Here is a 23,029-nt window from a genome sequence, read left to right on the forward strand (position 1 = left end):
GATTTTTACAATCTTATTCATCGATTTTATAACCAATGCCTTTTACTGTTTTAATATAGGGTATATCTAATTTTTTTCGTATGTTTTTCATATGCGTATCAATCATTCGTGTGTCTCCGGCATACTCATATCCCCAAATTTTTTCTACAATATTTTCTCTTGTGAGTACCTTTTTTTCATTTTTAAGTAGTAGTTGCAAAATTTCAAATTCTTTCGTCGTTAAGGGAACTTCAGCTTTATTTACATATACTTTATATGCATCGCCATCGACATGTAGTTCTCTAAATACAAAATGATTATCTGTACTTTGATTATTACTTCTTCTCAGTACTGCTTCGACTCGTCTCATCAAAACATGAAAAGAAAAAGGTTTCGTAATATAATCATCGATTCCAAGATCAAATCCTTTCATTTGATCTTGTTCTTCTTCTAGCGCAGTTAGCATAATAATTGGTATATTTGACTGACTTCGAATCATTTTAGCAACTTCAAACCCATTCAGGTTTGGCATCATCACATCTAGAAGAATTAAATCGAAGGACTGCTTATTAAATTGTTTCATGCCCTCTAATCCATCTGATGCAACTATAACTTTATACTGTTGTGTCATTAAAAATTGTTTGATTAATTCTTGTATTTCTTGATCATCCTCTACCACCAGAATGTGATAGTTCTTCATAATATCACCTCTTGTAGTCATTATAACCTTCCAATCTGGAGTTGATGTGGAGACGTATTAGAAACACTATAAAAACTTCACAAGAAGACTACATGTATTTCAAATTAGCTCCAGATGCATGAGATAGTTTATATACATAACAAGACAGAGGGAGGTAATTAAGATGTCACTAGAAGCAAACATCATTCTTTCTTTATTAGATGTACAACTGTGGATGGCACCTCATTCGAATATTAGACGCATAAAAGAGAAAAAACAAAAATTGAAACCAGCACCGGGCTTAAACAAATACACAAGTGTAAATAAAAGAAAGCTATATAAGTCTAGTGAACAAAAATAGGGAGGATTAAATTGATTCTCTCTATTTTTGTATTCCATAATTAGGTACTGAAAATCTTTACTATAACTCTAGATTAGCTCCATATAGAATACAGATTAAGTTTGTATGATACATGTACCAAATAGAAAGGAATGATACATGATGTTGACGACTTACACAATCTATCAAATTTTATCCCTTCCTTCTTATTTACACACAAACCTATTACCATCCATTCTCACGAGAATGCTAGAATCTAAGTTTATAACAAAAGAATAAATAAGCTAATGGATGTTTATTGTCCCTTGTTTCCACTTTTTGCAAAACACCTGTATAAACACGTATCCTACTTTGTACATTGAATACTCTATTTGTTAAGAGCCAAATAGGCTCTTTTTTTTAGAGACAAGCTCGAAGTGGGTTTGAATATCGTCATACATATATTCATAGGAAATTTCAAATATAATGTTACCCCTACGAAAAAACAGTTGATTTATGTTTAAACATGCCTAAAGGTGAAATTTTCTTTTTTTGAAATGGTGATTCTTAAATATTACATTCATACATCGTATTTCAAATATTAAGATAAAAACATTCAATTGTAAATTAAAGGAGAAAGGGATGTTCATAATGGGACACGATGATACAAATCAAACAGAAAGCAATAGGCGTAAAGTCTATAAAAAAACAGGGTATTTTTTCACAGGAATAATTGGTGCAGTGATTGGTGCAATTACCATTGGATTGACCACTCCTTATATAAATGAAATCAAAGGAGGTGCAGATCAATCTTCTAAGCACAACGAAGTAAATCAGGCTACGCCGATCTCTTACAAACCAGAAGATGTGAGCAATCCTCAAAATATGATTGAATCTGCAAAAGAAGTTGTCGTAGGTGTCATTAACTATAAACAAAATGCAGATTCATTTAATGCGCAAGTTCAATCAGAAGAAGCTGGTTCGGGATCAGGGGTCATATATAAAAAAAACGGCAATAAGGCTTTCATTGTTACAAATAATCATGTGATAGACGGTGCGAATAAAGTAGAAGTGAAATTGAATAATGGTAAAAAAGTTCCCGCTAAAGTAGTAGGGACAGATCCATTATTAGATTTAGCAGTATTAGAAATTGATGGGGCAGATGTAAAAAGAGTCGCAACACTTGGAGACTCAGAAAAAATTCGTACAGGGGAAACGGTAATAGCTATTGGGAATCCATTGGGGTTAGAAGGTAGTGTAACAAAGGGTATTATTAGTAGTAAGGAACGAGAAATACCTGTTAGTACTCTTGGAGATCAACAAGTTGATTGGCAAGCACAGGTAATTCAAACAGATGCAGCTATTAATCCTGGGAATAGTGGAGGAGCTTTGTTTAATGAACAGGGTGAAGTCATTGGAATTAATTCGAGTAAAATTGCACAACAAGCTGTTGAAGGAATTGGATTTGCAATTCCGATTCATATAGCCAAAACGATCCTAGAGTCTCTTGAGAAAGATGGAACAGTTAAACGTCCGATGATGGGTGTACAGTTATTAGATGTGGAGAAAATGACAGATTCTGCACGCAATCAATTAAAATTACCAAAAGAGATATCAAATGGTGCAGTATTGCGGAATATCTCATACCAATCACCAGCAGAAAAAGGTGGATTGCAACAATATGATGTTGTGATTGCATTAGATGGACAAAAAATAGAAAATGTCGTTCAATTCCGAAAATATTTATATGAAAAGAAAAAATTGGGGGATACAATTAAAGTAACAGTTTATCGAAATGGTGAAAAACTAATAAAAAACGTGAAATTAGCGGATTAAACAAGTGCCGCATAAAAATATAGCCACCTTTCGGTGGTTTTTTTATATGTGCTTTTTGTGTGGGTACTAGATATATCAGAGGTGGTAAATGTCATGAAGCAAAAAGAATGCCCACATTATTATTCCATTTGTTCTCATTCTACATTAAATGGACTGACTCTTTACCAATGTTCAAAATCGATTACATATTTTAATTTGTGTTCCAGCCTTTCTTGACTATATTAACGAACCACTACATATGCACTCCAGATAAGCCCTAATATCTTTAGATAATCTACTGAATATCTTCATATAAACTCCAGATAGTGTATTTAGAATAACAACTATCAAGGAGGTTAGGAAAAGTGAATTTTATAAAACGCGCAATTCTCAGTATGAAAAAAAGGATAGGAACATCATTAATTTTGATGGCGGTCTTTCTGATTGTTACAAACTTAGTCCTGGCAGGATTTACAATCCAAAATGCATCAAAAAAAGCTGCGGATGCAGCAAGAAAAAAACTGGGTGCTGATGTTACTTTAGGTTTTGATTTTGATAAATTAGGAAAACAAGCAAGGGAAACTGGAGAGATGCCTAAACCGCCAAAGCTCAACACAAAAGAAACAGATCAAATAGCAAAGTCCAAGCATGTAAAAGACTATAATTATATAACCCATAATTTCGGAATTGCAGGTGGATTTAAACTAGTAGGTGCTTCAGAAGGTGAAGAAGGAAAAGGTAAAGCAGGAATGGTGGCAGCAGCAGGTGGATCAGGTTCGGGTACAGAAATAGATATGAATTCTTCTCTTATGATAGAAGGAGTTCGCAAGACTGCATTACAAGAAAGCTTTAAAAATGGAAAAAGTAAAATCGTTGATGGAAAACCAATTACAGAACAGATGCAAGATCAAAATGTAGCTTTAATGGAAAAACGATTAGCGGAACAAAACAATTTGAAAGTAGGGGATAAAGTTAAAGTTCAATCAGGGGATAAGAAGGAAACTCTTGAAATTGAAATTATCGGTATTTACGAAACGAATGAGCAACCAATGGGTCAAAATACCCCTCCTATGATGAATCCAGCTAATAAATTATATATGCCTTACTCTACTTTAAAAAAATTAGAAGTAGATGAAGGTATGAGTAGTATTCAAGTTGTGTACTTATTGAACGACCCACAATACATTGATGCATTTAAAAAAGAAGCAAAAAAATCTGATATTGATTTTAATTATTTTAAGTTAGATGCGCATGATTCATTGTACAAACAAATGATTGGTCCTATCGAAAATATTGCTTCTACTTCTCAAATGATTATCTATATGGTTTCTAGTGCAGGTGCAATTATCTTAGGATTAATCATTATGTTATCGATTAAAGCACGTCGTAAGGAAATGGGAATTTTATTGTCCATTGGAGAGAAAAAATGGAAACTGATGGCGCAGTTCGTAGTAGAAGTAGTATGTATTGCTATTTTAGCATTTGGATTATCCATAACAACAGGAGCTAAAGTATCTCAATTCGTAGGGGATAACTTACTTTCGAGTGAAATTGCTACAGCAAGCGAAGAAACAGACACCCCACAAAATGGTACTGTAATGATGTCGGGGCCTGGTGGTACGCTGCAAGACCAAAAAGAAGAGCCAATTGATAAAATTGATGTAAGTGTAACAGGAGAAGATGTAGGGAAAATGGGGGGAATTGGACTAGCTATTGCTATATTAGCAACGCTTCTTCCGGCATTATCTATTCTGCGCTTAAATCCAAAACAAATTCTTTTAAAAGATGAATAAGGAGGCTCGATATGGAGACAATTTTACAATTTAAAAACTTAGATTATTATTATGAAAGTAACGGAAAAAAAGTAACGATACTAGATAATGTTAATTTTTCTTTTCAAAAAGGGCATTTCTACACGATTTTAGGGCCATCTGGATCTGGTAAAACTACAACTCTTAGCTTAGGTTGTGGGCTGGATATACCTAAAAATGGTTATGTACTGTATAATGGCAAGGATATTCGAAAAATTGGTTTGGATCGATACCGTAATCAAAATGTATCTGTAATTTTCCAATCTTATAATTTGATTACCTATATGACTGCTCTTCAAAATGTCCTAACAGCAATGGAAATTACAGGTGTGAAGGTACAAAATAAAAAAGCAAGAGCATTAGAATTATTAGAGAAGGTAGGACTCACAGAAGTAGAAGCGAAACGAAATGTCTTGCAACTGAGCGGCGGACAACAACAACGTGTAGCAATTGCTCGAGCACTATCTTGTAATGTTGATTTACTAATTGCGGATGAGCCGACAGGAAACCTTGATGAAGAAACAGCAAATGACATTATTGATTTGTTCCAGGAGCTCGCTCATCAAGAAAATAAATGTGTAATTGTTGTGACACATTCACAAGAAGTTGCAAAAAAATCAGATCGAGCTGTTTATTTAAGTAAGAAAAAATTAGCAGTAAAAGATGCGTCTAGCATCTAAAAACAAATTCTATGATTAGAAGAGTTTGCAGGGTATGGAAATCGTGAAAATGATAAAAAACTAGTTAATTATTTTCCGAAAAAAATATGATTAATCTAAAAAGGAATGGAGATAAAAATCTCCATTCCTTTTTAGATAGATAATTTAAGCCTTATTTAATAGCCTCTTTTAAAGCTTTCCCAGCTTTAAATGCAGGTACTTTTCCTCCTGGGATATGCATTTCTTCGCCCGTTTGGGGATTGCGCCCAGTACGTGCAGAACGCTCACGTACTTCAAATGTACCAAATCCAATTAACTGTACGGATTCCTCTTTTTGAAGAGATTGTGTAATTTGATCTAGGATAGCTTGTACAGATGCGGTAGCCTCTTTTTTAGTAAGTGATGTTTTCTCGGATACTTGGTTAATTAGTTCAGTTTTATTCATTATGAACCTCCATTAAATAATATTTGTTAATTTAATTTTATAGTATAGTATGTTTTCAAGAAAGGATAAATTTTATATAAATATAATATTAAAAAGTTGAAGATACTCTTACAGTTTTGTATAGGGGGATTAGGTATGTTTACTTTTAAATCTATACTATATAAATAGTTAAATAAGGGGAATTGTATTGTAGAGAAGATACAGGCTACCCATTTGCATAATTTTAAACTAGAAATAAAAATTAATTAATTGAAGTAGTAACACTTAACTATAAATTTAAGAGGAAATAGACCCAAACAAAAAAATTCACACCTTTTAATTAAAAGTGTGTGAATTTCTTGTTTTGGGTGCTTAAAATTTTTAAGTCAATGATTAAACGTCGGAAATTAAGTTATATATTAGACTTCTCAGCAATATTAAACATATATGGCGTAAAGATTAAAAAGAAACCCAATATCACCATCAAAGAATTTAATGAAAATAAAGAAGAGTTGTTAATGAAAGATGATCCAAAAATAATTACAAAAGTCATACCAGTTCCACGCAAAATAGATTTAAAAGAAACAGAATTTGTCATCATTTCAAATGATTTCAATTGCAAATTTTGAATTGATTTAGCTACTTTGGTTTTCATGTTCAATCCTTCTTTCTAAAAAATAAGGTACATACTATATTCATTGTATTCCTGGGTGTTTTGAAATTCAAATTTTTATCATTTTAGCCAAGAAGACTCCTTCCTCAAGGAGCGTGAAGGGTCACAGTCCAGTGAGTAGGTGGGAGATGAATTGGCTTCGAACAAGGGATGGCAGGAAGCCATCTTAATTGTTCGACATATAGAAAGTATTACTCCACTATCTGTCGAATGTACGTTTGGTGTATAATAGTCATATACCGAAATGGAGGTGAATTCAATAATGATTAATAAAGCCTATAAGTTTCGTATCTATCCAAATCAAGCACAAGCAATTCTAATCAACAAAACGATTGGGTGTTCTCGCTTTGTATTCAATCATTTCCTATCCTTATGGGATCACGCATATAAAGAGACAGGAAAAGGCTTGACCTATGGTATATGCTCTGCCAAACTACCTGCCATGAAGAAAGAGCTTGTTTGGCTAAAAGAAGTGGATAGTATTGCGATTCAGTCGTCTGTTCGCAACCTTGCGGATGCTTATACGCGCTTTTTCAAAAAACAAAACAGTGCACCGCGCTTTAAATCTAAGAAGAACAACGTACAATCTTATACCACAAAACAAACAAATGAAAACATTGCCGTTGTAGGGAACAAAATAAAGTTGCCGAAACTAGGCCTTGTTCGATTTGCCAAAAGTCGCGAAGTAGAGGGGCGTATTGTAAATGCTACAGTTAGACAGAATCCTTCTGGTAGATATTTTGTGTCACTATTAGTTGAAACAGAAGTACAAGAACTACCGAAAACATATTCTTACATTGGGATAGATGTAGGACTAAAAGATTTCGCTATTTTGTCAGATGGAACACACTATGAAAATCCAAAATTTTTCCGATCATTAGAAGATAAGTTAGCGAAAGCACAGCGTGTTCTTTCTAGAAGAATGAAAGGATCTTCTCGCTGGAATAAACAACGAGTAAAGGTAGCTAGAATTCATGAATACATATCAAATACTAGAAAAGATTACTTGGACAAAATCTCAACTGAAATCATCAAAAGCCACGATGTTATCGGTATAGAGGATTTGCAAGTATCAAATATGTTAAAGAATCATAAGTTAGCAAAAGCAATTAGTGAGGTATCTTGGTTGCAATTTCGATCAATGTTAGAATACAAAGCAAAATGGTATGGCAAACAAGTCATTGTCGTATCGAAAACATTTGCTTTCAGCCAATTATGTTCTTGTTGTGGATATCAAAATAAAGACGTTAAAAATCTAAACCTACGTGAATGGGACTGTCCTTCTTGTCGTACACACCATGATAGGGATATTAACGCAAGTATGAATCTAAAGAATGAAGCGATAAGGCTTCTAACCGCAAGGACTGCGGGGTTAGCCTAATCAATTAGAGTTCGATAGAACTCTTTACTTAGGAATCCCCCACTTCTAAACGAAGTGAAAGTGGGGGTAGTTCAAAATCCTAAAGATATGTCACATGAAATTTTTTTAAGTTCACTAGATTCTTTATTTCCTTTAATATAGCATACCTGGAGAGAATACTCTTTTGATACATAAGGTAATTGAACTTCTTAAGCCGACGGAGGGATAAAGAAATCCTTTAAAAAATTTAATTGGTGATAGCATATACTTTTACTGTAAATGGGTGATTCACACCACTTGGATTTGCGATATAATATTTAGAATTTTTATCTGCTGCAGTCCTGGACTCATTTGAAATATTGCTCCAACTAACACGATCTAGACCCAGAGAAACATCGACCATAATATTGAAAGAGATACTGTCAGAAGTCTCTCCCTGGGTAGGTTCAATAATCCATTTTAAACCGATTGTCCCTGGGGGTAAATTATTTATACTAAAGTTTTGGCTGGATCGGTTCTTTTCTCCAGGCAATGGCTTAGAGTCAGAAGAAATTTGGGAAATTAATATCTCTTTTTCATTAACGTTTATCCCATTTAATTTAATGATACTATCTATTAAACCTGGACCTGGAAAATCAGCTGCAATGATACCAGAATGTCTGATACCACCTTGTAGTATGAAATCTGTCCCCATTGTATTCATTCCACCATAAAATACTTGACCATTTGTATCACGAGGGAAGTCTTTCCATTCATTTGTTGTGTTTTTTTGAATTAACTGTGGGTTACTACCAGTATCTCGATTTTCCTTTCCACTTGCAACAAACCAAGGATAATAATTATTCCATAATGCTGTAGCGCCACCTGTACCACTAAAATGGTTGAGATAGATATGATTATTGTTAGAGTCGTTATTTGCCTTTAGAAGCTGGTTTTTTACTGCACTCCATTTCTCATACATTCCATCCGGTCCAGCGCTAACTTCAAAATTATCTTGGATATTTAATGATTCATAATTAATTCCGTATTCTTCAACTGCTGAGAAGTTTTGTAGTATTACAATTTTTCCACGGATATCTCCTAACTTAGGGTTATTTCTTTCTGAAAATGGCACAGAATTAGGTTCCCAAAAATAGGACACATTACGGTCTTTATAACTTTTAAATATCTCCTCGAATGACTGTGAGCCGTTCTCTGGATCAGTTTCCTCTTTTAAGCGCATTAAAATTGTTTCTTGAGGGTTTTCTCTTAAAAATTGGATTGTTTCTTTTAATACATCTTCAAACATTGCTTTTTGATTCACAATACCATGCTGCATGGCAAAAGAATTTTTCACACGTTTAACACGCATGTCTACATACCGTATTCCTGCATTGAACTGCTGAGGTAGGGGCATTGTTTGATTTCTTGTCAAATTCTCATCAATAAAACTCGCTCCATGTAAAGCCATAGAACCATGAGTACCTGGAATAGATAATTCGCTTATTCTTTTTGTATCTTCCAATTTTGACATCCAGTTTGGATTTCGATAACCTAAATCGGAGTCATATGAATAACCTGAATGTCTATCAGCAAATACTATTGAAGTTGTACATAAACTCGCTAGTGTAAAACAAGTAAGAATCCCGAATTTTAAGTGTTTTATAATTTTTATTTTCTTCATTATATCTCTCCTGATTTTAAACAGATTAGTCTTATATAATAATTTAGGTGCTTTTACCATATGCATAAAGTCCAGCATGAGAATAATAGACTGTATTAATTGAAAATTTAGTTTTTATAAGTAGTGCCAAATTTATAATAGGTACCAAAAGGTTTGTAAAGTAAAAAAGAAAGTAAGTCAAATAAGATAATATGTTAGCTACCATCAGATTTACTATTTTCATTTGCCTTAAAATATTGTGTTAGCTTTAAAATTTAGAGTGGGATATTCTCATTTAGATTTGCTCAAAAGCCATCGTGCACTGGGAACATAAGTTTAGAAATGTAATCATAAAAGGGTGGAAAGGCCAAAATAATCATGTGCAAGTTTAGTGAAATGATGACAAAGTATATTATCATACTTCATGTACTTTATAAGGCATACAATTCAAATCTAATATTATACAAAGAAAACAGAAGTCTTAAACTAGACGTCTGTTTTCCGAAGTACAATGAATTATTAAAATTGGTAATGTTTACATAATTATTAATGTAAATTTTTATTTGTTAAGATATCATGTGACAAAATTATATGAATCCCATATCTGAGATCAAAAGACTTTTGGGGAGAGTCTCTCTCTTATTACTGCATTGAATTTAGAAATGGATTTGTTACATATAATATCATTTTAGAAAAATTTACGAATAATACTTCTCTGTAACCCTAAATAATGCCTGTAAGCTTATTTCTCATTAAAGCTTAAACTAACTGCAGTAGCAATAGATTGTCCTGCATGTTCCCAACTACCATCGATAACTTTTCCAAGTTGTTGACCGAGTGAGGTTAAATCATTTGGATTAACAGGAATTCCGTTATATGCAGCAAGAATTGATAAAAGTGGAGCCACAATTGGTGTCCAACCCCCTCTATCAATATGGAATTCGAACCCCGTTACCTCACCATCTTTTTTTGTGAATTTATAGTAAAGTTGATCATCTGGACGGAAGCTTAAATGATGAGAGATTTGTCCGTATACATCTTTACCAGCTGCACCTCGATCCACAACTTCAATTTCTTTTACATTAAATTCATGCTCAAATACTTTTATTTTTTTTACTTCGGGACCATTTAATGCAGCTTGAACAGCCGTTTCTAGATTACTTTGTGCAAACGGTTGAATACTAACTTGTGATTCCTGTTGTTGGATAGGAGCAACTGTCTCAGCAGCAAATACTGATGTTGTAGGTAAGGCCCCTGTAGCTAATGTTGCAGCCAGAGCAGTTGCTGTAATGATTTTCTTCTTCATAATTTTACTTCCTCCTTTTTAATGTATGATAATAAACTATAAATTACTGACAGATAAATTATTTCTATACATAGATAGAAAAACATTATTGTGGGTAATGGAAGTTAGACTGACAGATAATTTATATCATAATAGTATCAATATGCATTTGATTTCTCAATTTTCAGTCAATGTATTCAATACTAACCAATTTTAAGTAAGTTTTAGAAGGTAAATCTCTAATAGCAATCTAGAAACATGGCAATATTAGAGTGAAAATGAAATGATAATCATAAAATATTCAATTAATATCAAAAAAATATAAAAAATTTCACATATATTTTTAGGTTATTTGATTTTATTGTAATGTACAGAATTATAAATGTTTATGCAAATTAAAAATGCAGAATATTAAAGTGATCGTTAAAATTAACGAAATGTTCAAGGTTTCAATCTCAAAATATGAATATTAGTTATATAATTATTTTAAGGGGATAATTCACCCTTCCTCTCATGTTGTTGTTTACAAGTTTATAGTTCCAATGTCTTGAAGCTACGATAAAAAGAACTTGTAATTATATATTACAAGTTCTTTTTGTTTCGATTTTTTTGATAGATACCTTAACTAGTTATGTTTTTCATATTTTATTAAGAGAACGGTAGAATTCTATCGGAAGTATATGTACATTATCGTAAAATAAACAGTAATTTGTATATAACTAAGTGATTCTTAATCGTATTCTAATAACAAAAGGAAAGACCAACTAAAAATATAGTTGGTCTTTCCTTTAAGTTGGTGTAAAAACAAATAAATAAAAGATAGGTGAGAATTAATGCTGCTAAGCAGTATTGATTCTGAATTAACTATAACACAATTCCTAAGAAGTAGTTGTGTCGGTTGATTGAACATTCATCCTTCCTTTTTTATCAAATAAATATATAAAATACATCACTTAATTGATAAGGGATGCATTTTAATCGAGACATAGATCGATGCTCAGTTTAGAAAGTAAATAACGAAATGTTTGAAGTGACAGATACCTGCTAACATCGATGTATCTACCAGCTTTCTTAGCAGGCTTTGTCAGTAGTTCCTACGCTGAGAACTGAAGTATCTTGTGCATTGACGTAACTTCGATAAGTGTGGGATGATAAAACATATTTTTTAAAATGCCCCTTAAACTAATTATAAATCTTTTTTTGCATATATCTTCAGTGAAATTATCATTGATATAATGCTAATAACTATTGAAATGAGACAAGGCATCCATGCCATGATAATTGATGGGAATGGAAGAGGGAGTGTAAAATTCAGATGGCTCAACTGAATTTCTTTTATAAGAGTAGGAGCTACAAAAGGTGTCAAAAAGACAACAATAAAAGAAATCATTCTTGTTTTATCAAAACCAAATTTAAATTGGAAAGGGAGTAGTATTCCAAACAAAATACTAACAACTAAGAATGTTATTCCGAGAGCGTTTATACTAAGATTCTCGATACCAGATGGTATAATAATTGAAGTTATCATTCTAATAATTGAGGCGCAAAGAAAAACTACCAATAGAAAGAGATATTTTGCTTTTACAAAGGCACTTCTAGTATATGGTGTTGCACAAAGTAGAGTTGCTCCTTTGTATTGGTCTTCGAACTTGGATATTGTACCAAACAAAATATGCTCCATAAAAACTACTGTTAAAAGAAAACCAATAAGTCCACCATCGTTGAGTTGTAACTGAGTAGAAAGATAGATTGGTGCAATAGCTGCGAAAACGAGTAAAATAGAAAAATATCTTTTTACTAATAGTATGTCTTTTACAACAAGATTAATTAGCATAGTTGTTTCCTCCAATATAAGAAAGCATTATATCTTCTATAGTTGGTCTTTCCATCAAAACACCAGGCATAAGCCGGCACACATCATCTATTTTATGAGTAATCCCTTCAAATCCATATTTAGTTTGACTCAAATTCAAAAAGAGTTTTTCTGTTTGATTATTAATCAATTGATTATCACCTTTTACTAATGCATGTGTTTCCACTAGTGCATCTTTTTCTTCATCAATTAATATTTGACCATCATCTATCAAAATAATCATGTCTGCTATTTTATCTAGATCTGAGGTAATATGAGTAGAAAAAAAGACACTCTTTCCTGGTTCTTTCATAAAATCTAGAAGTATGTCTATTAGTTCACTTCGAACCAATGGATCAAGTCCACTTGTGGGTTCATCCATTATTAATAAATCTGCGTGGTGGGATAAAGCTAGAGCAACTGCAAATTTCATTCGCATTCCTTTGGAGAGGGTAGAAATTTTTTGTCCTAGATTTAAATTAAATCGTTTAATATACTTTAAAAAAACCTGCTCATCCCACTCAGTATAGGAAGGGGCGATTACATTCTTCATTTCTTTTAATGTTAATTCATCGTAAAAGTACCCTTCGTCTAACACGACACCAATTTTATTTTTGAATTTTCGTTCATGTTTATCTATATCCTTTTCTAAAAAATTAATTTTACCCGAATCTTTGAGTATAAGCCCGAGGATAGCTTTAATAGTAGTAGTTTTCCCAGAACCATTAGTACCAATAAAACCAGTTATACAATCCTGGTTAAGTGAAAATGTCACGTCTTTTAATGAAAAATTCTCATAAGCTTTGTTTAGATTCTTCACTTCTAACACTGCATTCATTCTTCATTTTCCTCCTTTAAGATTAAATCTAACATCGAATAGAGTTCCTCATTATGGATTCCAATACTTCGAGCCATTTTGCACACTTCTGTCAATTTTACTTCAACCATATGACGCTTAGATTCCATTAATAATTCCAAGTTTGTAGATGCTACATAAGTACCTTTTCCAACCCTGGTAACGATAAAACCTTCGGATTCTAGTTCCGCATAAACTCTTTTTGTGGTTAACATACTTACATGTAAATCATTAGCCAATACACGGATTGATGGTAATTGTTCACCTTCCGTCAATTCATTATTAAATATAGAATCTTTAATTTGTTCCTTTATTTGTTGATATAAAGGTTGATTTGATGCATTATTTAAAATAATTTTCATTTAAATACCTCTCCATCGACAAGTGTGACTGTCTATGATGCACACTATACACACCATACACAGTTAAGATTATAAGTTATTGAAAATGGTTTAACAAGTTATCTTGTTATAAAGTTCACAAAATTTTCATTTTAGAAAAATCTATAACGAAATCCTCATATAAATTTCTTACTTTTTTAATTAATATAATGCTAAAATCTTAAGTTTTAGATACTGGGGCAGAGGAGCTTAAATGGTGGAATTATATTAATGACTTGTGAGACATATGAAAAGGAGTAATAAATATGTAAAAATGGGGTTAAGGATAGATAAAAACAAGCTATTGCTTCATTGCTGAAGTTGATAGCTTGTTTATCAAGTTCATCTATAAAATTTTGTTTTTTTTGCTATTTTTTAAAATAATACTAGTGAATATTCCAAGAATGAAAGGAATTGAGAAATAGAGATAAGAAAATTGATGTGTAAAATAAAAGAGAAGAAATAAGATAACTATTGCTAATAGCCTAATCACTTTAAAAATAAATAGAATTTTTTTTGCTTGCATAAATATCCTCCTCTAAAACCTTAAATTCATTTTTAAACTAGTAGCATTTTTTTACTGTTTTTCTATTGTTATTAATCGTGCCAATTAGTTATTAGATATTTCTCCCATCAAGAAAGTATAGTTTGCTGTTTATCAAGTTAAGCTTTCATTTTAATTAAGTTATGTCTAATAATATTAAGCTTTATTTATATATCCTCTGAATGAACTTTTTATATATTTATTTGGATATATCTCATTAATCATTGCGTATGGGCTTCCATTCCAGTATCTTACTACAGGTGTCCATAGTCTATGGCTTTTAAGCCACTGCATTGTGTATTGCTGTAATAATTGATTATCTGTCAGCTTTTCTTTTTCTTCAATTGTCCACCGTAATGCATCTAGCGCTTTTTCTCTCGTCCAAAAACCACTAGGTGTCATCTTAAATTCCCATTCTTTAAATTGATTTGGATATAAATCATTAATCATTGCATATGGACTATCATTCCAATATAATTGACAGGCTCCACGCAATCCTGATTGGGCTAACCATTTATTGTCGTATATATTCTTCAATTGATCCAGATTTAATTTTTCTTTTTCTTCAATTGTCCATTTTAGTGCTTGTAATGTTTTTTCTTTCGTCCAAAACTTATTAGGAGCCTTATTAAATTCCCATTCTTTAAATCGATTTGGATATAAATCATTAATCATCGCATACGGGCTTCCATTCCAAATCACCCTTAGAGGTGCACTTAGTCGATGTTCAATTAACCATTTTTGCCCATAAATTTGTAAGAGTTTTTGTGGTGGTAATTTCTCCTCTTCTTCAATTAACCATTTTAATAATTGTAGAGCCTTTTCTTTCGTCCAAAAATTTAATGGTGTCATTCTAAATTCCCATTCTTTAAATTGATTCGGATATAAATCATTAATCATCGCATATGGACTATTATTATATTTGTGCTTCAATACACCACGTAATCGATACTTTGCAATCAATTTGTTATTCCAATTCTGTTTTATCTCTTCTTCATTCCAATTCAAAATTTTTGTTACTAAATACTTTGTTACTCTTCTGGCCAATTGATTATTTCTATCTAATTTCCAAGTGTTTGGTGGGAATCTATTTCTTTTTCCATCTAATATCTCCTGATAGATGTCCTCTATAGTATTAGTGTTCGTCTGCATCTTAGGACCTTCTTTTAATTGTATATATAGTTAAATAGATTTTGATGTTAGGACTTTCGTCCGAACTATTAAAAATGTAAACTCTGTCTTAACTTAGAAAATATGATGCTTAATCAAATCATAGTAATTTAAAATAAGAATTACCTATAGAAAATATACAGTCTAGGGCAAATGAAAGAATAGATTTGTAAAATATAATTTTTAATTCATAAAAGACATCAATCTGAAAAGAAAGATGTCTTTTATTTAATAGTATTACGGTTTATTTAATTACTTTCCATAAAGCTAATGAGAAAATCCAATTTGGATCACCGTATCCTTGATAACTTTGAACTGCTTCATAAATTTTACCTTGATGTTCTACTCTATCTCCTTTTTTATATGCAGCATACGAATCCCATGCTTTATACTCTGAAGAGGGGGTATCTTTTGTTGTGATTTTGATTTCATTACTCGCAACTGAAACTTTTCCTTGAGTATCTATAGCTTTTACCATATATCTATATTCTGTACTAGAAAGTAAATTTTCATCTGTATAGTAAGTTGAAGGACTTGTAGCTATTTTCGTACCGTTACGATAAATCTCATATTCTTTTATACCAACATTACTTATGGATTCTTCCCATATTAAATGAACACTGTTTGTAGTAGTTTCTGATGCTTGTAATCCTGTTGGAGCTGTTGGAGCTATTTGTTCTGGATTCTCTTCCTTTGTTGTAACTGAAACTTCATTGCTACTTTTTGACTTATTTCCTGCTGCATCTGTAGCTTTAATTGTATAATTATATTTTGTTTTGGCTTGTAATCCAGCATCTTCATAACGTGTTGTTTTTGTTGTTCCTACTTTTTTTCCATCACGATAAACTTCATATTCTTTCACACCAATATTATCTGTGGAAGCCTCCCACTGTAGCTCAACAGTTGTTGTTGTTTTACTAACAGAACGTAGGTTAGAAGGAGCAGTTGGAGCGATTACGTCAATTTCAGTACTACTATTAAAAGCAGAAAATAGTTTAGAAAAGGCACCGTCGTCTACATCGGGTAATCCAGAAGCATCTCCAGTTGCCTGACCGATTTGCCAACTTTCAGTAGCTTTTTTATCACGATACACTGACCACATACTAATTTCCCCAATACCTTTTTCTTTGGCAAATTGGAACAATTCTTTTGCATTATTTAATGTGAAAGTTTCATTTTGAGTATCGTTTTTTCCTATCATAGGTGTAACAGCAATCATTTTCCAAATGTCAGAATCTTTAATAGTACCTTTATATAAATTAGTTAATTGTCCATGCAAGCTATTAATAGCATCTATCGCAGCTTGTCCCATTTGCTGGTTTTGTTGCCCGTAATCCATAGTCATAATATTAACTGAATTTAAATCTACATCATGTTTTATAGCGCTTTGAATCACATTTAGTCCATCATTAGTTAGGCCATATGGCATTACTGGTAAGGTATAACCAATTTTTACATCTTTACCTTCAGCTTTTAATTCCTTTTGTAATAACGCAATTGCTTTTGATCTTCTTTCGATAGATTCTGGGTGAGCAACTAAGGCGCCTTCAATATCAAAATCCATGTGTGTTAAATGTAATGTGTTAATTACACTTTTATAAGCATCTTTTAATTTATTCACATCTGTAATAGCTGCGGCAAGATCTGCACCTAATCCAGGGATATTACCAGCATTTGCTCCACCAAAAGATACTTTAACATCTCCACCTATTTTTCTAATTTGTTTAATTTGATCATCTAAGTTACCATCTCCAATAGGGGTATGACTTCCTCCCCATACTGGATTTCCATCTTTATCAGCCACTATAAAGGAAAGCGTGAAGAAACTAGTATTTGTTTCTTGAGCATATTTTAATAGATTTTGAGGATTCATGCCGTTATCTACATATGGTGCAAAAACATGAGTTGGCCAAGTGATTCCTTCACCAAATAAATCATTAGGATCGCTATTGTCAGGTATATATTCTGAACCAGTATATAATTCCCAACCGCTAAATTGTTGGGTAGGTAGTGTACCTGCATTTACCCAATATACAGAATGATAAATCTTACCTTCATATGTAACGTAAGATTCACCTGGATAATCTTTATTTTTATTCCAAAATGGCGCTACTTGTTGTTGAGAATTCGCTATATTTTCTTGAGCGTAGGCAAACGTATGGCTAATGCCTTGGGATGTAGGAATGATCATAGTTAATGCAATAGCTGTTTTTGCTAGAGTACAAAATGGATGTTTCTTTCTAATCATAATAATATCTCCTCACTTCTAATTTATAATTAAAAAAAGAAATTATATTTGGCATTATTAAAATTCTTTTAATATATATTTTGAAGAATTATTGCCGTAACTCCCAATACTGATACTTTTATACGTGATGATTACCCTCATTTAGTAGGATAACAACTTACATAAAATGAAACAAATTAGAGGGAAATATAATAATATTCATTCAAAAACAATATATTTCTTCTCATAAACTACAGAAAATCGAATTAAAATGTACATATATATACCATTTTTGTAAGGTGGGGATGAATAGTGAGCTAGAAGTAATATAAATGTACACAAAAGTGTCGATTCTAATAATCTAGTTTGGCTAAAAAATTTTTATCTTGAGTACAAGACTAACTACTTCTATTACTAAATCTAAACAATTTGTTGTATTTTTTAGTAATAAAATGAGATTATTCTTTTTAGATTTTCTAAAATTGTCTTACTTTAGTTGAGTAGGTAAACTGGAAACACCATAAATTAAGTCCTTTACTTCTCCTGCATTTTTTATCATTTTAGCCAAGAAGACTCCTTCCTCAAGGAGCGTGAAGGGTCACAGTCCAGTGAGTAGATGGGAGATGAACTGGCTTCGAACAAGGGATGGCAGGAAGCCATCTTAATTGTTCAACTTACAGAAAGTTTTACTCCACTACCTATCGAATGTACGTTCGGTATATAATAGTCATATACCGAAATGGAGGTGAATCAAATGATAATTAATAAAGCTTATAAGTTTCGTATCTATCCAAATCAAGCACAAGCAATTCTAATTAACAAAACGATAGGTTGTTCTCGCTTTGTATTCAATCATTTCCTATCCCTATGGGATCACGCATACAAGGAGACTGGAAAAGGTTTAACATATGGTACATGCTCTGCCAAACTTCCTGCCATGAAGAAAGAGTTCGTTTGGCTCAAAGAAGTGGATAGTATTGCGATTCAGTCGTCTGTTCGCAACCTTGCGGATGCATATACGCGCTTTTTCAAAAAACAAAATAGTGCCCCGCGTTTCAAGTCCAAGAAGAATAACGTACAATCTTATACCACAAAACAAACAAATGAAAATATTGCCGTTGTAGGGAACAAAATAAAGTTGCCCAAACTAGGCCTTGTTCGATTTGCCAAAAGTCGTGAAGTAGAGGGACGTATTGTAAATGCGACTGTTAGACGAAACCCTTCTGGTAGATATTTTGTGTCACTATTAGTTGAAACAGAAGTACAAGAACTTCCGAAAACACATTCTTACATTGGGATAGATGTAGGACTAAAAGATTTCGCCATTTTGTCAGATGGAACACCCTATGAAAATCCGAAGTTTTTCCGATCATTAGAAGATAAGTTGGCGAAAGCACAGCGTGTTCTTTCTAGAAGAATGAAAGGATCTTCTCGCTAGAATAAACAACGAGTAAAAGTAGCTAGAATTCATGAATACATATCAAATGCTAGAAAAGATTACTTAGACAAAATCTCAACTGAAATCATCAAAAGCCACGATGTTATCGGTATAGAGGATTTGCAAGTATCGAATATGTTAAAGAATCATAAGTTAGCAAAAGCAATTAGTGAAGTATCTTGGTCACAGTTTCGAACCATGTTGGAATATAAAGCAAAATGGTATGGCAAACAAGTCATTGTCGTATCGAAAACATTTGCTTCCAGCCAATTATGTTCTTGTTGTGGATATCAAAATAAAGACGTTAAAAATCTAAACCTACGTGAATGGGACTGTCCTTCTTGTCGTACACACCATGATAGGGATATTAACGCAAGTATCAATCTAAAGAATGAAGCGATAAGGCTTCTAACCGCAAGGACTGCGGGGTTAGCCTAATCAATTAGAGTTCGATAGAACTCTTTACTTAGGAATCCCTCACTTCTAAACGAAGTGAAAGTGGGGGTAGTTCAATATCAAAAGTATAGGATTAGAAAAAACCTCATAAAGAGGTTTTTTTAATTTCTATATTTATCTTTGGTGTGAAAATTCAGTTACAAAATTAATTTTGACATAATGCTATGATTCATTTAAATATTTCGTGCTCTTATATGTTGGATGAAGTCTTCAGATTATTTCATGATATATACAATTTTAATGCTTATTTAGTTTTTAATATATAGTATTGTAATTTTGCTAAATTCTTAAAAGGACACATACAAAATTAAATAATGTGTAATATACACTTAATTAATTTTTGGGATTGTAATTTTGAACTAATTTTTTTAATTTATACTCAGTAGCATAAGCATCAGCAGCAATAATTGCATCAAAAACCATTTCTGGTGAAATTTCAAATGGCATATTATGTATAGTTTCACCATCTTGACAGGCAGCTTCAGCCACTTTCATCAATTCTTCTTTACTTGCATCACCTAGGTTCAGATCTTCAAGTGTAGTAGGTAAGCCAAGCTTGATACAGAAATCAATGTAGTTATATAGTTCTTCAGTTGTCCAAGATTCCAATGCCATTTGTACTAATGTGCCAAATGCAACCTTTTCTCCATGCATCAAATCATGAGTCTTATCATGTAAAACAGTAAAACCATTATGGATGGCATGAGCTGCAGCTAACCCCACACTTTCAAATCCAAGGCCACTAAGCAAGGTGTTTGCCTCTATTACGGCTTCAACTGCTGGAGTAACAGTTTTTTGTTTAACTGCTAAAAGAGCAGCTTCTCCATATTGAAATAAGGTATCCCAGCAGAGTTCTGCAATCTTAGCAGCTGCTAGGGTAGAGAGTCCTCCAGCCATAGCGGGTTTTCGTGATTCTAAATTTGCTCTAGCTTCAATCCATGTAGCCATTCCGTCTCCAATCCCAGCAGCTAAAAATCTGGATGGAGCTTGTGCAATGACTTGGGAATCTACTAAAATAATATCCGGATTTTTTAAATAGAATTTGTATTTCTCAAATACTCCATCATCAGAGTAAATAACAGAAAGAGAACTGGTTGGAGCATCTGTTGAGGCAATAGTGGGAACGCTTACAACTTTGGCCGAAAGAATTTCTCCTACCGCTTTTGCTGTGTCTACTGATTTACCACCACCAATACCAATGATTACATCAGCACCAAATTCTTTTCCTATTTTCTCAATTCTTGCAATTTCACTTTCAGAACTTTCACCATTAAAACCGACTTTTTCAAAGCTTAGATTTTGTTTATGAAAGCTTTCCATAACTTTTTCACCAACAAGATGCCAAACACATTCATCTACAATAACTAATAAATTGGTTCCCAGAGGTTTTACATACTCTCCAATTTTTTTAATTACATTTCTTCCCTGAATATATTTTTGCGGGCTAATTAGGATACGTTCCATGATAATCACTCCTTGATTTTTTTGTAAGTAAGCTGAAAATCTAGCCTTGAATCTAATGTTATCAAAATTCTGAGTACAGAATTATGAATATTCTATGTATATTTTTCGTCTGTTATATGACGGATTAAAAAGTAGTGTTATGATTATCAAAAATCAAATACTATTTTTAAAGAAAGATGAAATGGGAAAAATAGTATTAAAAACCTATATTATCAGGTTTTGTATAAATAATCTTATTATATAATAGTTAGAGTTTTAATAATGAAAATAAAAATACATAAAATTCACTGTTTGAATTTTATGTATTTTTATGCATGTATTATTATGAAATAGGTTCTTGTGATACAAAAGATTGAAATTAATATTCATATTACAAATGGTCCACATGCTCGAGCTGTAGCTACACTTATAGCAAAATTGAGCGGAATACTTTTAACGATGAATCTATTCATGAAACATAATCATTATTAGACCAATTGACTCTTGAAAAGAAAAGAATAAAGTATTTAGAATTTGAATTGTCGAAATATAAAAAACTAAACAACTCTTTTCCAGACATTATTATTTATAGTGACACTTTAATGAAGACGCTCTTTGTTGCGAATAAAGTGGCAGAATTAGATTCTACGATTCTTATTACTGGAGAGAGTGAAACAGGAAAAGAACTTATAGGCGAAGGTATCCATAAAGCTGTTTTCAGAAAGGATAAGTCGTTTATTCTAGTAAATTGTGCGGCTATCCCCCCTAATTTAATTGAAAGTGAGCTATTTGAGCATGAAAAAGGAGTATTCACTGGAGCACTTCACATGAGGAAAGGGAAATTTGAGCAAGCAAACATTGGAACAATCTTTTTAGATAAAATTGGAGGCTTAAAGCTAAATGTCCAAGTGAAATCATTATAGGTTTTTATAATAAAAGGGAATTGTAGGAGGGGATAAAATTATAAAATTAAATGTTAGGGTACTAGCGGCGACTAATGGAAAGGAATAGATGCCATGAAAAAATTTATTAATAATCCAGAAAAAGTAGTTAGGGATATGATTGACGGAATGTTGTTTGCACATTCTGATAAACTACAAAATATGGCTGAAACAAATATAATTATTCGAGCTAATAGTCCATTTCAAGGAAAAGTGGCAATTGTCAGCGGAGGTGGGAGTGGTCATGAACCAGCGCATATAGGATTTGTTGGTAAAGGAATGCTTGATGCTGCTGTAATGGGCGAAATTTTTACTTCTCCTACACCAGACCAGATTTTGAAAGCGATTCAAAAGGTGGATGCTGGAAGTGGGGTTTTATTAATTGTAAAAAACTACTCAGGAGACATAATGAATTTTGAAATGGCTGCTGAAATGGCTGAAGCACAGGGAATCCCAATTGCTACAGTCATTGTTAATGATGATATTGCTATTGATAATGGTTCACACACCATAAGAAGAAGAGGAATTTCTGGAACAATATTTGTACATAAAATAGCTAGAGCAATGGCTGAGAAAGGTGTATCGCTTAAAGAAGTTGAAGATGTTGCAAATAAAGTGATTGCTAATATGCGTAGTATGGGAATGGCATTAACAACGTGTACTATACCTGGATCTGGTACAGTCGGTTATAAAATTGGTGAAAATGAAGTAGAGGTTGGTATAGGCATTCACGGTGAACCTGGAACTCATCGTATTAGTATGATAGCAGCTAATGAAATGGCTGAACTCCTTTTAGAGCATATTTTAAGTGATATGCAATTGAAAATTGGTGACAAAGTTGCAGTAATGGTAAACGGCTTAGGTGGAACGCCGTTAATGGAATTATATATTTTAAATAAAATGATTAACACAATATTAAACAAAATTGGTATCGATATCTGTAAAACATATGTTGGGGAATACATGACAGCGATTGATATGGCCGGTTTTTCTATTACTTTATTAAAATTAGATGAACAATTAACTGCTTTGCTTAATGATCCAGCAAATACGACTAACTGGCGAGTACAATAGGG

General features: G+C 32.5%; 18 protein-coding genes and 1 pseudogene. 8 read left to right on the plus strand and 11 right to left on the minus strand.

The features are described 5' to 3' along the window. Positions 1-13 precede the first annotated feature (13 nt). On the minus strand, positions 14-679 hold the full coding sequence (locus DN401_RS04250) for a response regulator transcription factor (protein WP_149287553.1): 666 nt from the start codon (positions 677-679) through the stop codon (positions 14-16). A 163-nt stretch (positions 680-842) separates the two neighbouring features. Between DN401_RS04250 and DN401_RS29695 the strand changes: the two genes are divergently transcribed. From DN401_RS29695 to DN401_RS04265, 4 genes are all read left to right on the plus strand, one after another. Further along, positions 843-1,019: a hypothetical protein gene (locus tag DN401_RS29695; protein WP_179953569.1), complete on the plus strand. Its 177-nt coding sequence runs from the start codon at positions 843-845 to the stop codon at positions 1,017-1,019. Positions 1,020-1,619: 600 nt separating this feature from the next. Beyond that, positions 1,620-2,813, plus strand: a complete 1,194-nt coding sequence (locus DN401_RS04255; protein ID WP_149287554.1) for a S1C family serine protease — start codon at positions 1,620-1,622, stop codon at positions 2,811-2,813. 344 nt (positions 2,814-3,157) lie between these two features. Continuing rightward, positions 3,158-4,585, plus strand: a complete 1,428-nt coding sequence (locus tag DN401_RS04260) for an ABC transporter permease (RefSeq protein ID WP_149287555.1) — start codon at positions 3,158-3,160, stop codon at positions 4,583-4,585. An 11-nt stretch (positions 4,586-4,596) separates the two neighbouring features. Then, complete coding sequence (locus tag DN401_RS04265) at positions 4,597-5,283, plus strand: ABC transporter ATP-binding protein (RefSeq protein ID WP_149287556.1); 687 nt, start codon at positions 4,597-4,599, stop codon at positions 5,281-5,283. A gap of 151 nt (positions 5,284-5,434) precedes the next feature. Here DN401_RS04265 and DN401_RS04270 read toward each other — a convergent pair whose 3' ends face one another. Further along, positions 5,435-5,707: an HU family DNA-binding protein gene (locus DN401_RS04270; protein ID WP_098103698.1), complete on the minus strand. Its 273-nt coding sequence runs from the start codon at positions 5,705-5,707 to the stop codon at positions 5,435-5,437. A 391-nt stretch (positions 5,708-6,098) separates the two neighbouring features. Continuing rightward, entirely contained in the window at positions 6,099-6,341 is a 243-nt protein-coding gene (locus DN401_RS04275; RefSeq protein WP_016083289.1) for a hypothetical protein, read from the minus strand. 280 nt (positions 6,342-6,621) lie between these two features. Between DN401_RS04275 and tnpB (DN401_RS04280) the strand changes: the two genes are divergently transcribed. Next, entirely contained in the window at positions 6,622-7,740 is a 1,119-nt protein-coding gene (gene tnpB, locus DN401_RS04280; RefSeq protein WP_149287557.1) for an IS200/IS605 family element RNA-guided endonuclease TnpB, read from the plus strand. A gap of 226 nt (positions 7,741-7,966) precedes the next feature. On the opposite strand, the gene DN401_RS04285 is transcribed toward tnpB (DN401_RS04280), so the two are convergent. The 7 genes from DN401_RS04285 to DN401_RS04320 form a co-directional block, all read right to left on the minus strand. Beyond that, positions 7,967-9,382: a phosphatidylinositol-specific phospholipase C gene (locus DN401_RS04285; RefSeq protein WP_149287558.1), complete on the minus strand. Its 1,416-nt coding sequence runs from the start codon at positions 9,380-9,382 to the stop codon at positions 7,967-7,969. 721 nt (positions 9,383-10,103) lie between these two features. Beyond that, on the minus strand, positions 10,104-10,667 hold the full coding sequence (locus tag DN401_RS04290) for a methyltransferase (protein WP_149287559.1): 564 nt from the start codon (positions 10,665-10,667) through the stop codon (positions 10,104-10,106). A 1,165-nt stretch (positions 10,668-11,832) separates the two neighbouring features. Then, positions 11,833-12,480, minus strand: coding sequence for an ABC-2 transporter permease (locus DN401_RS04295; RefSeq protein ID WP_149287560.1), 648 nt, complete (start codon positions 12,478-12,480; stop codon positions 11,833-11,835). After that, a complete protein-coding gene (locus tag DN401_RS04300; protein ID WP_149287561.1) occupies positions 12,470-13,336 on the minus strand; it encodes an ABC transporter ATP-binding protein in 867 nt (288 codons plus the stop codon). Before DN401_RS04300 ends, DN401_RS04295 begins: the two co-directional genes overlap by 11 nt. Next, positions 13,333-13,716 carry a GntR family transcriptional regulator gene (locus tag DN401_RS04305; RefSeq protein ID WP_000691660.1) on the minus strand — a complete coding sequence of 128 codons (384 nt, stop codon included), beginning with the start codon at positions 13,714-13,716 and terminating at the stop codon, positions 13,333-13,335. The genes DN401_RS04300 and DN401_RS04305 overlap by 4 nt, the downstream gene beginning before the upstream one ends. Before the next feature lie 718 nt (positions 13,717-14,434). Then, positions 14,435-15,430 carry a DUF4046 domain-containing protein gene (locus tag DN401_RS04315; protein WP_149287563.1) on the minus strand — a complete coding sequence of 332 codons (996 nt, stop codon included), beginning with the start codon at positions 15,428-15,430 and terminating at the stop codon, positions 14,435-14,437. Between the two features lie 262 nt (positions 15,431-15,692). Further along, positions 15,693-17,696, minus strand: a complete 2,004-nt coding sequence (locus DN401_RS04320; protein ID WP_149287564.1) for a fibronectin type III domain-containing protein — start codon at positions 17,694-17,696, stop codon at positions 15,693-15,695. A 733-nt stretch (positions 17,697-18,429) separates the two neighbouring features. Between DN401_RS04320 and tnpB (DN401_RS04330) the strand changes: the two are divergent. Continuing rightward, positions 18,430-19,551 (plus strand): annotated as a pseudogene (gene tnpB, locus DN401_RS04330) (IS200/IS605 family element RNA-guided endonuclease TnpB). Between the two features lie 351 nt (positions 19,552-19,902). On the opposite strand, the gene DN401_RS04335 reads toward tnpB (DN401_RS04330), so the two are convergent. Further along, complete coding sequence (locus tag DN401_RS04335; RefSeq protein ID WP_149287565.1) at positions 19,903-21,033, minus strand: glycerol dehydrogenase; 1,131 nt, start codon at positions 21,031-21,033, stop codon at positions 19,903-19,905. 581 nt (positions 21,034-21,614) lie between these two features. On the opposite strand from DN401_RS04335, the gene DN401_RS04340 reads away from it, so the two are divergent. Both DN401_RS04340 and dhaK read left to right on the plus strand, forming a co-directional pair. Continuing rightward, entirely contained in the window at positions 21,615-21,935 is a 321-nt protein-coding gene (locus DN401_RS04340; RefSeq protein ID WP_255481226.1) for a sigma 54-interacting transcriptional regulator, read from the plus strand. A 93-nt stretch (positions 21,936-22,028) separates the two neighbouring features. Further along, positions 22,029-23,027: a dihydroxyacetone kinase subunit DhaK gene (dhaK, locus tag DN401_RS04345; protein ID WP_149287567.1), complete on the plus strand. Its 999-nt coding sequence runs from the start codon at positions 22,029-22,031 to the stop codon at positions 23,025-23,027. The last annotated feature ends 2 nt before the right edge of the window (positions 23,028-23,029 follow it).

Source organism: Bacillus sp. BF2-3 (assembly GCF_008368795.1).
Lineage (GTDB): Bacteria > Bacillota > Bacilli > Bacillales > Bacillaceae_G > Bacillus_A > Bacillus_A cereus.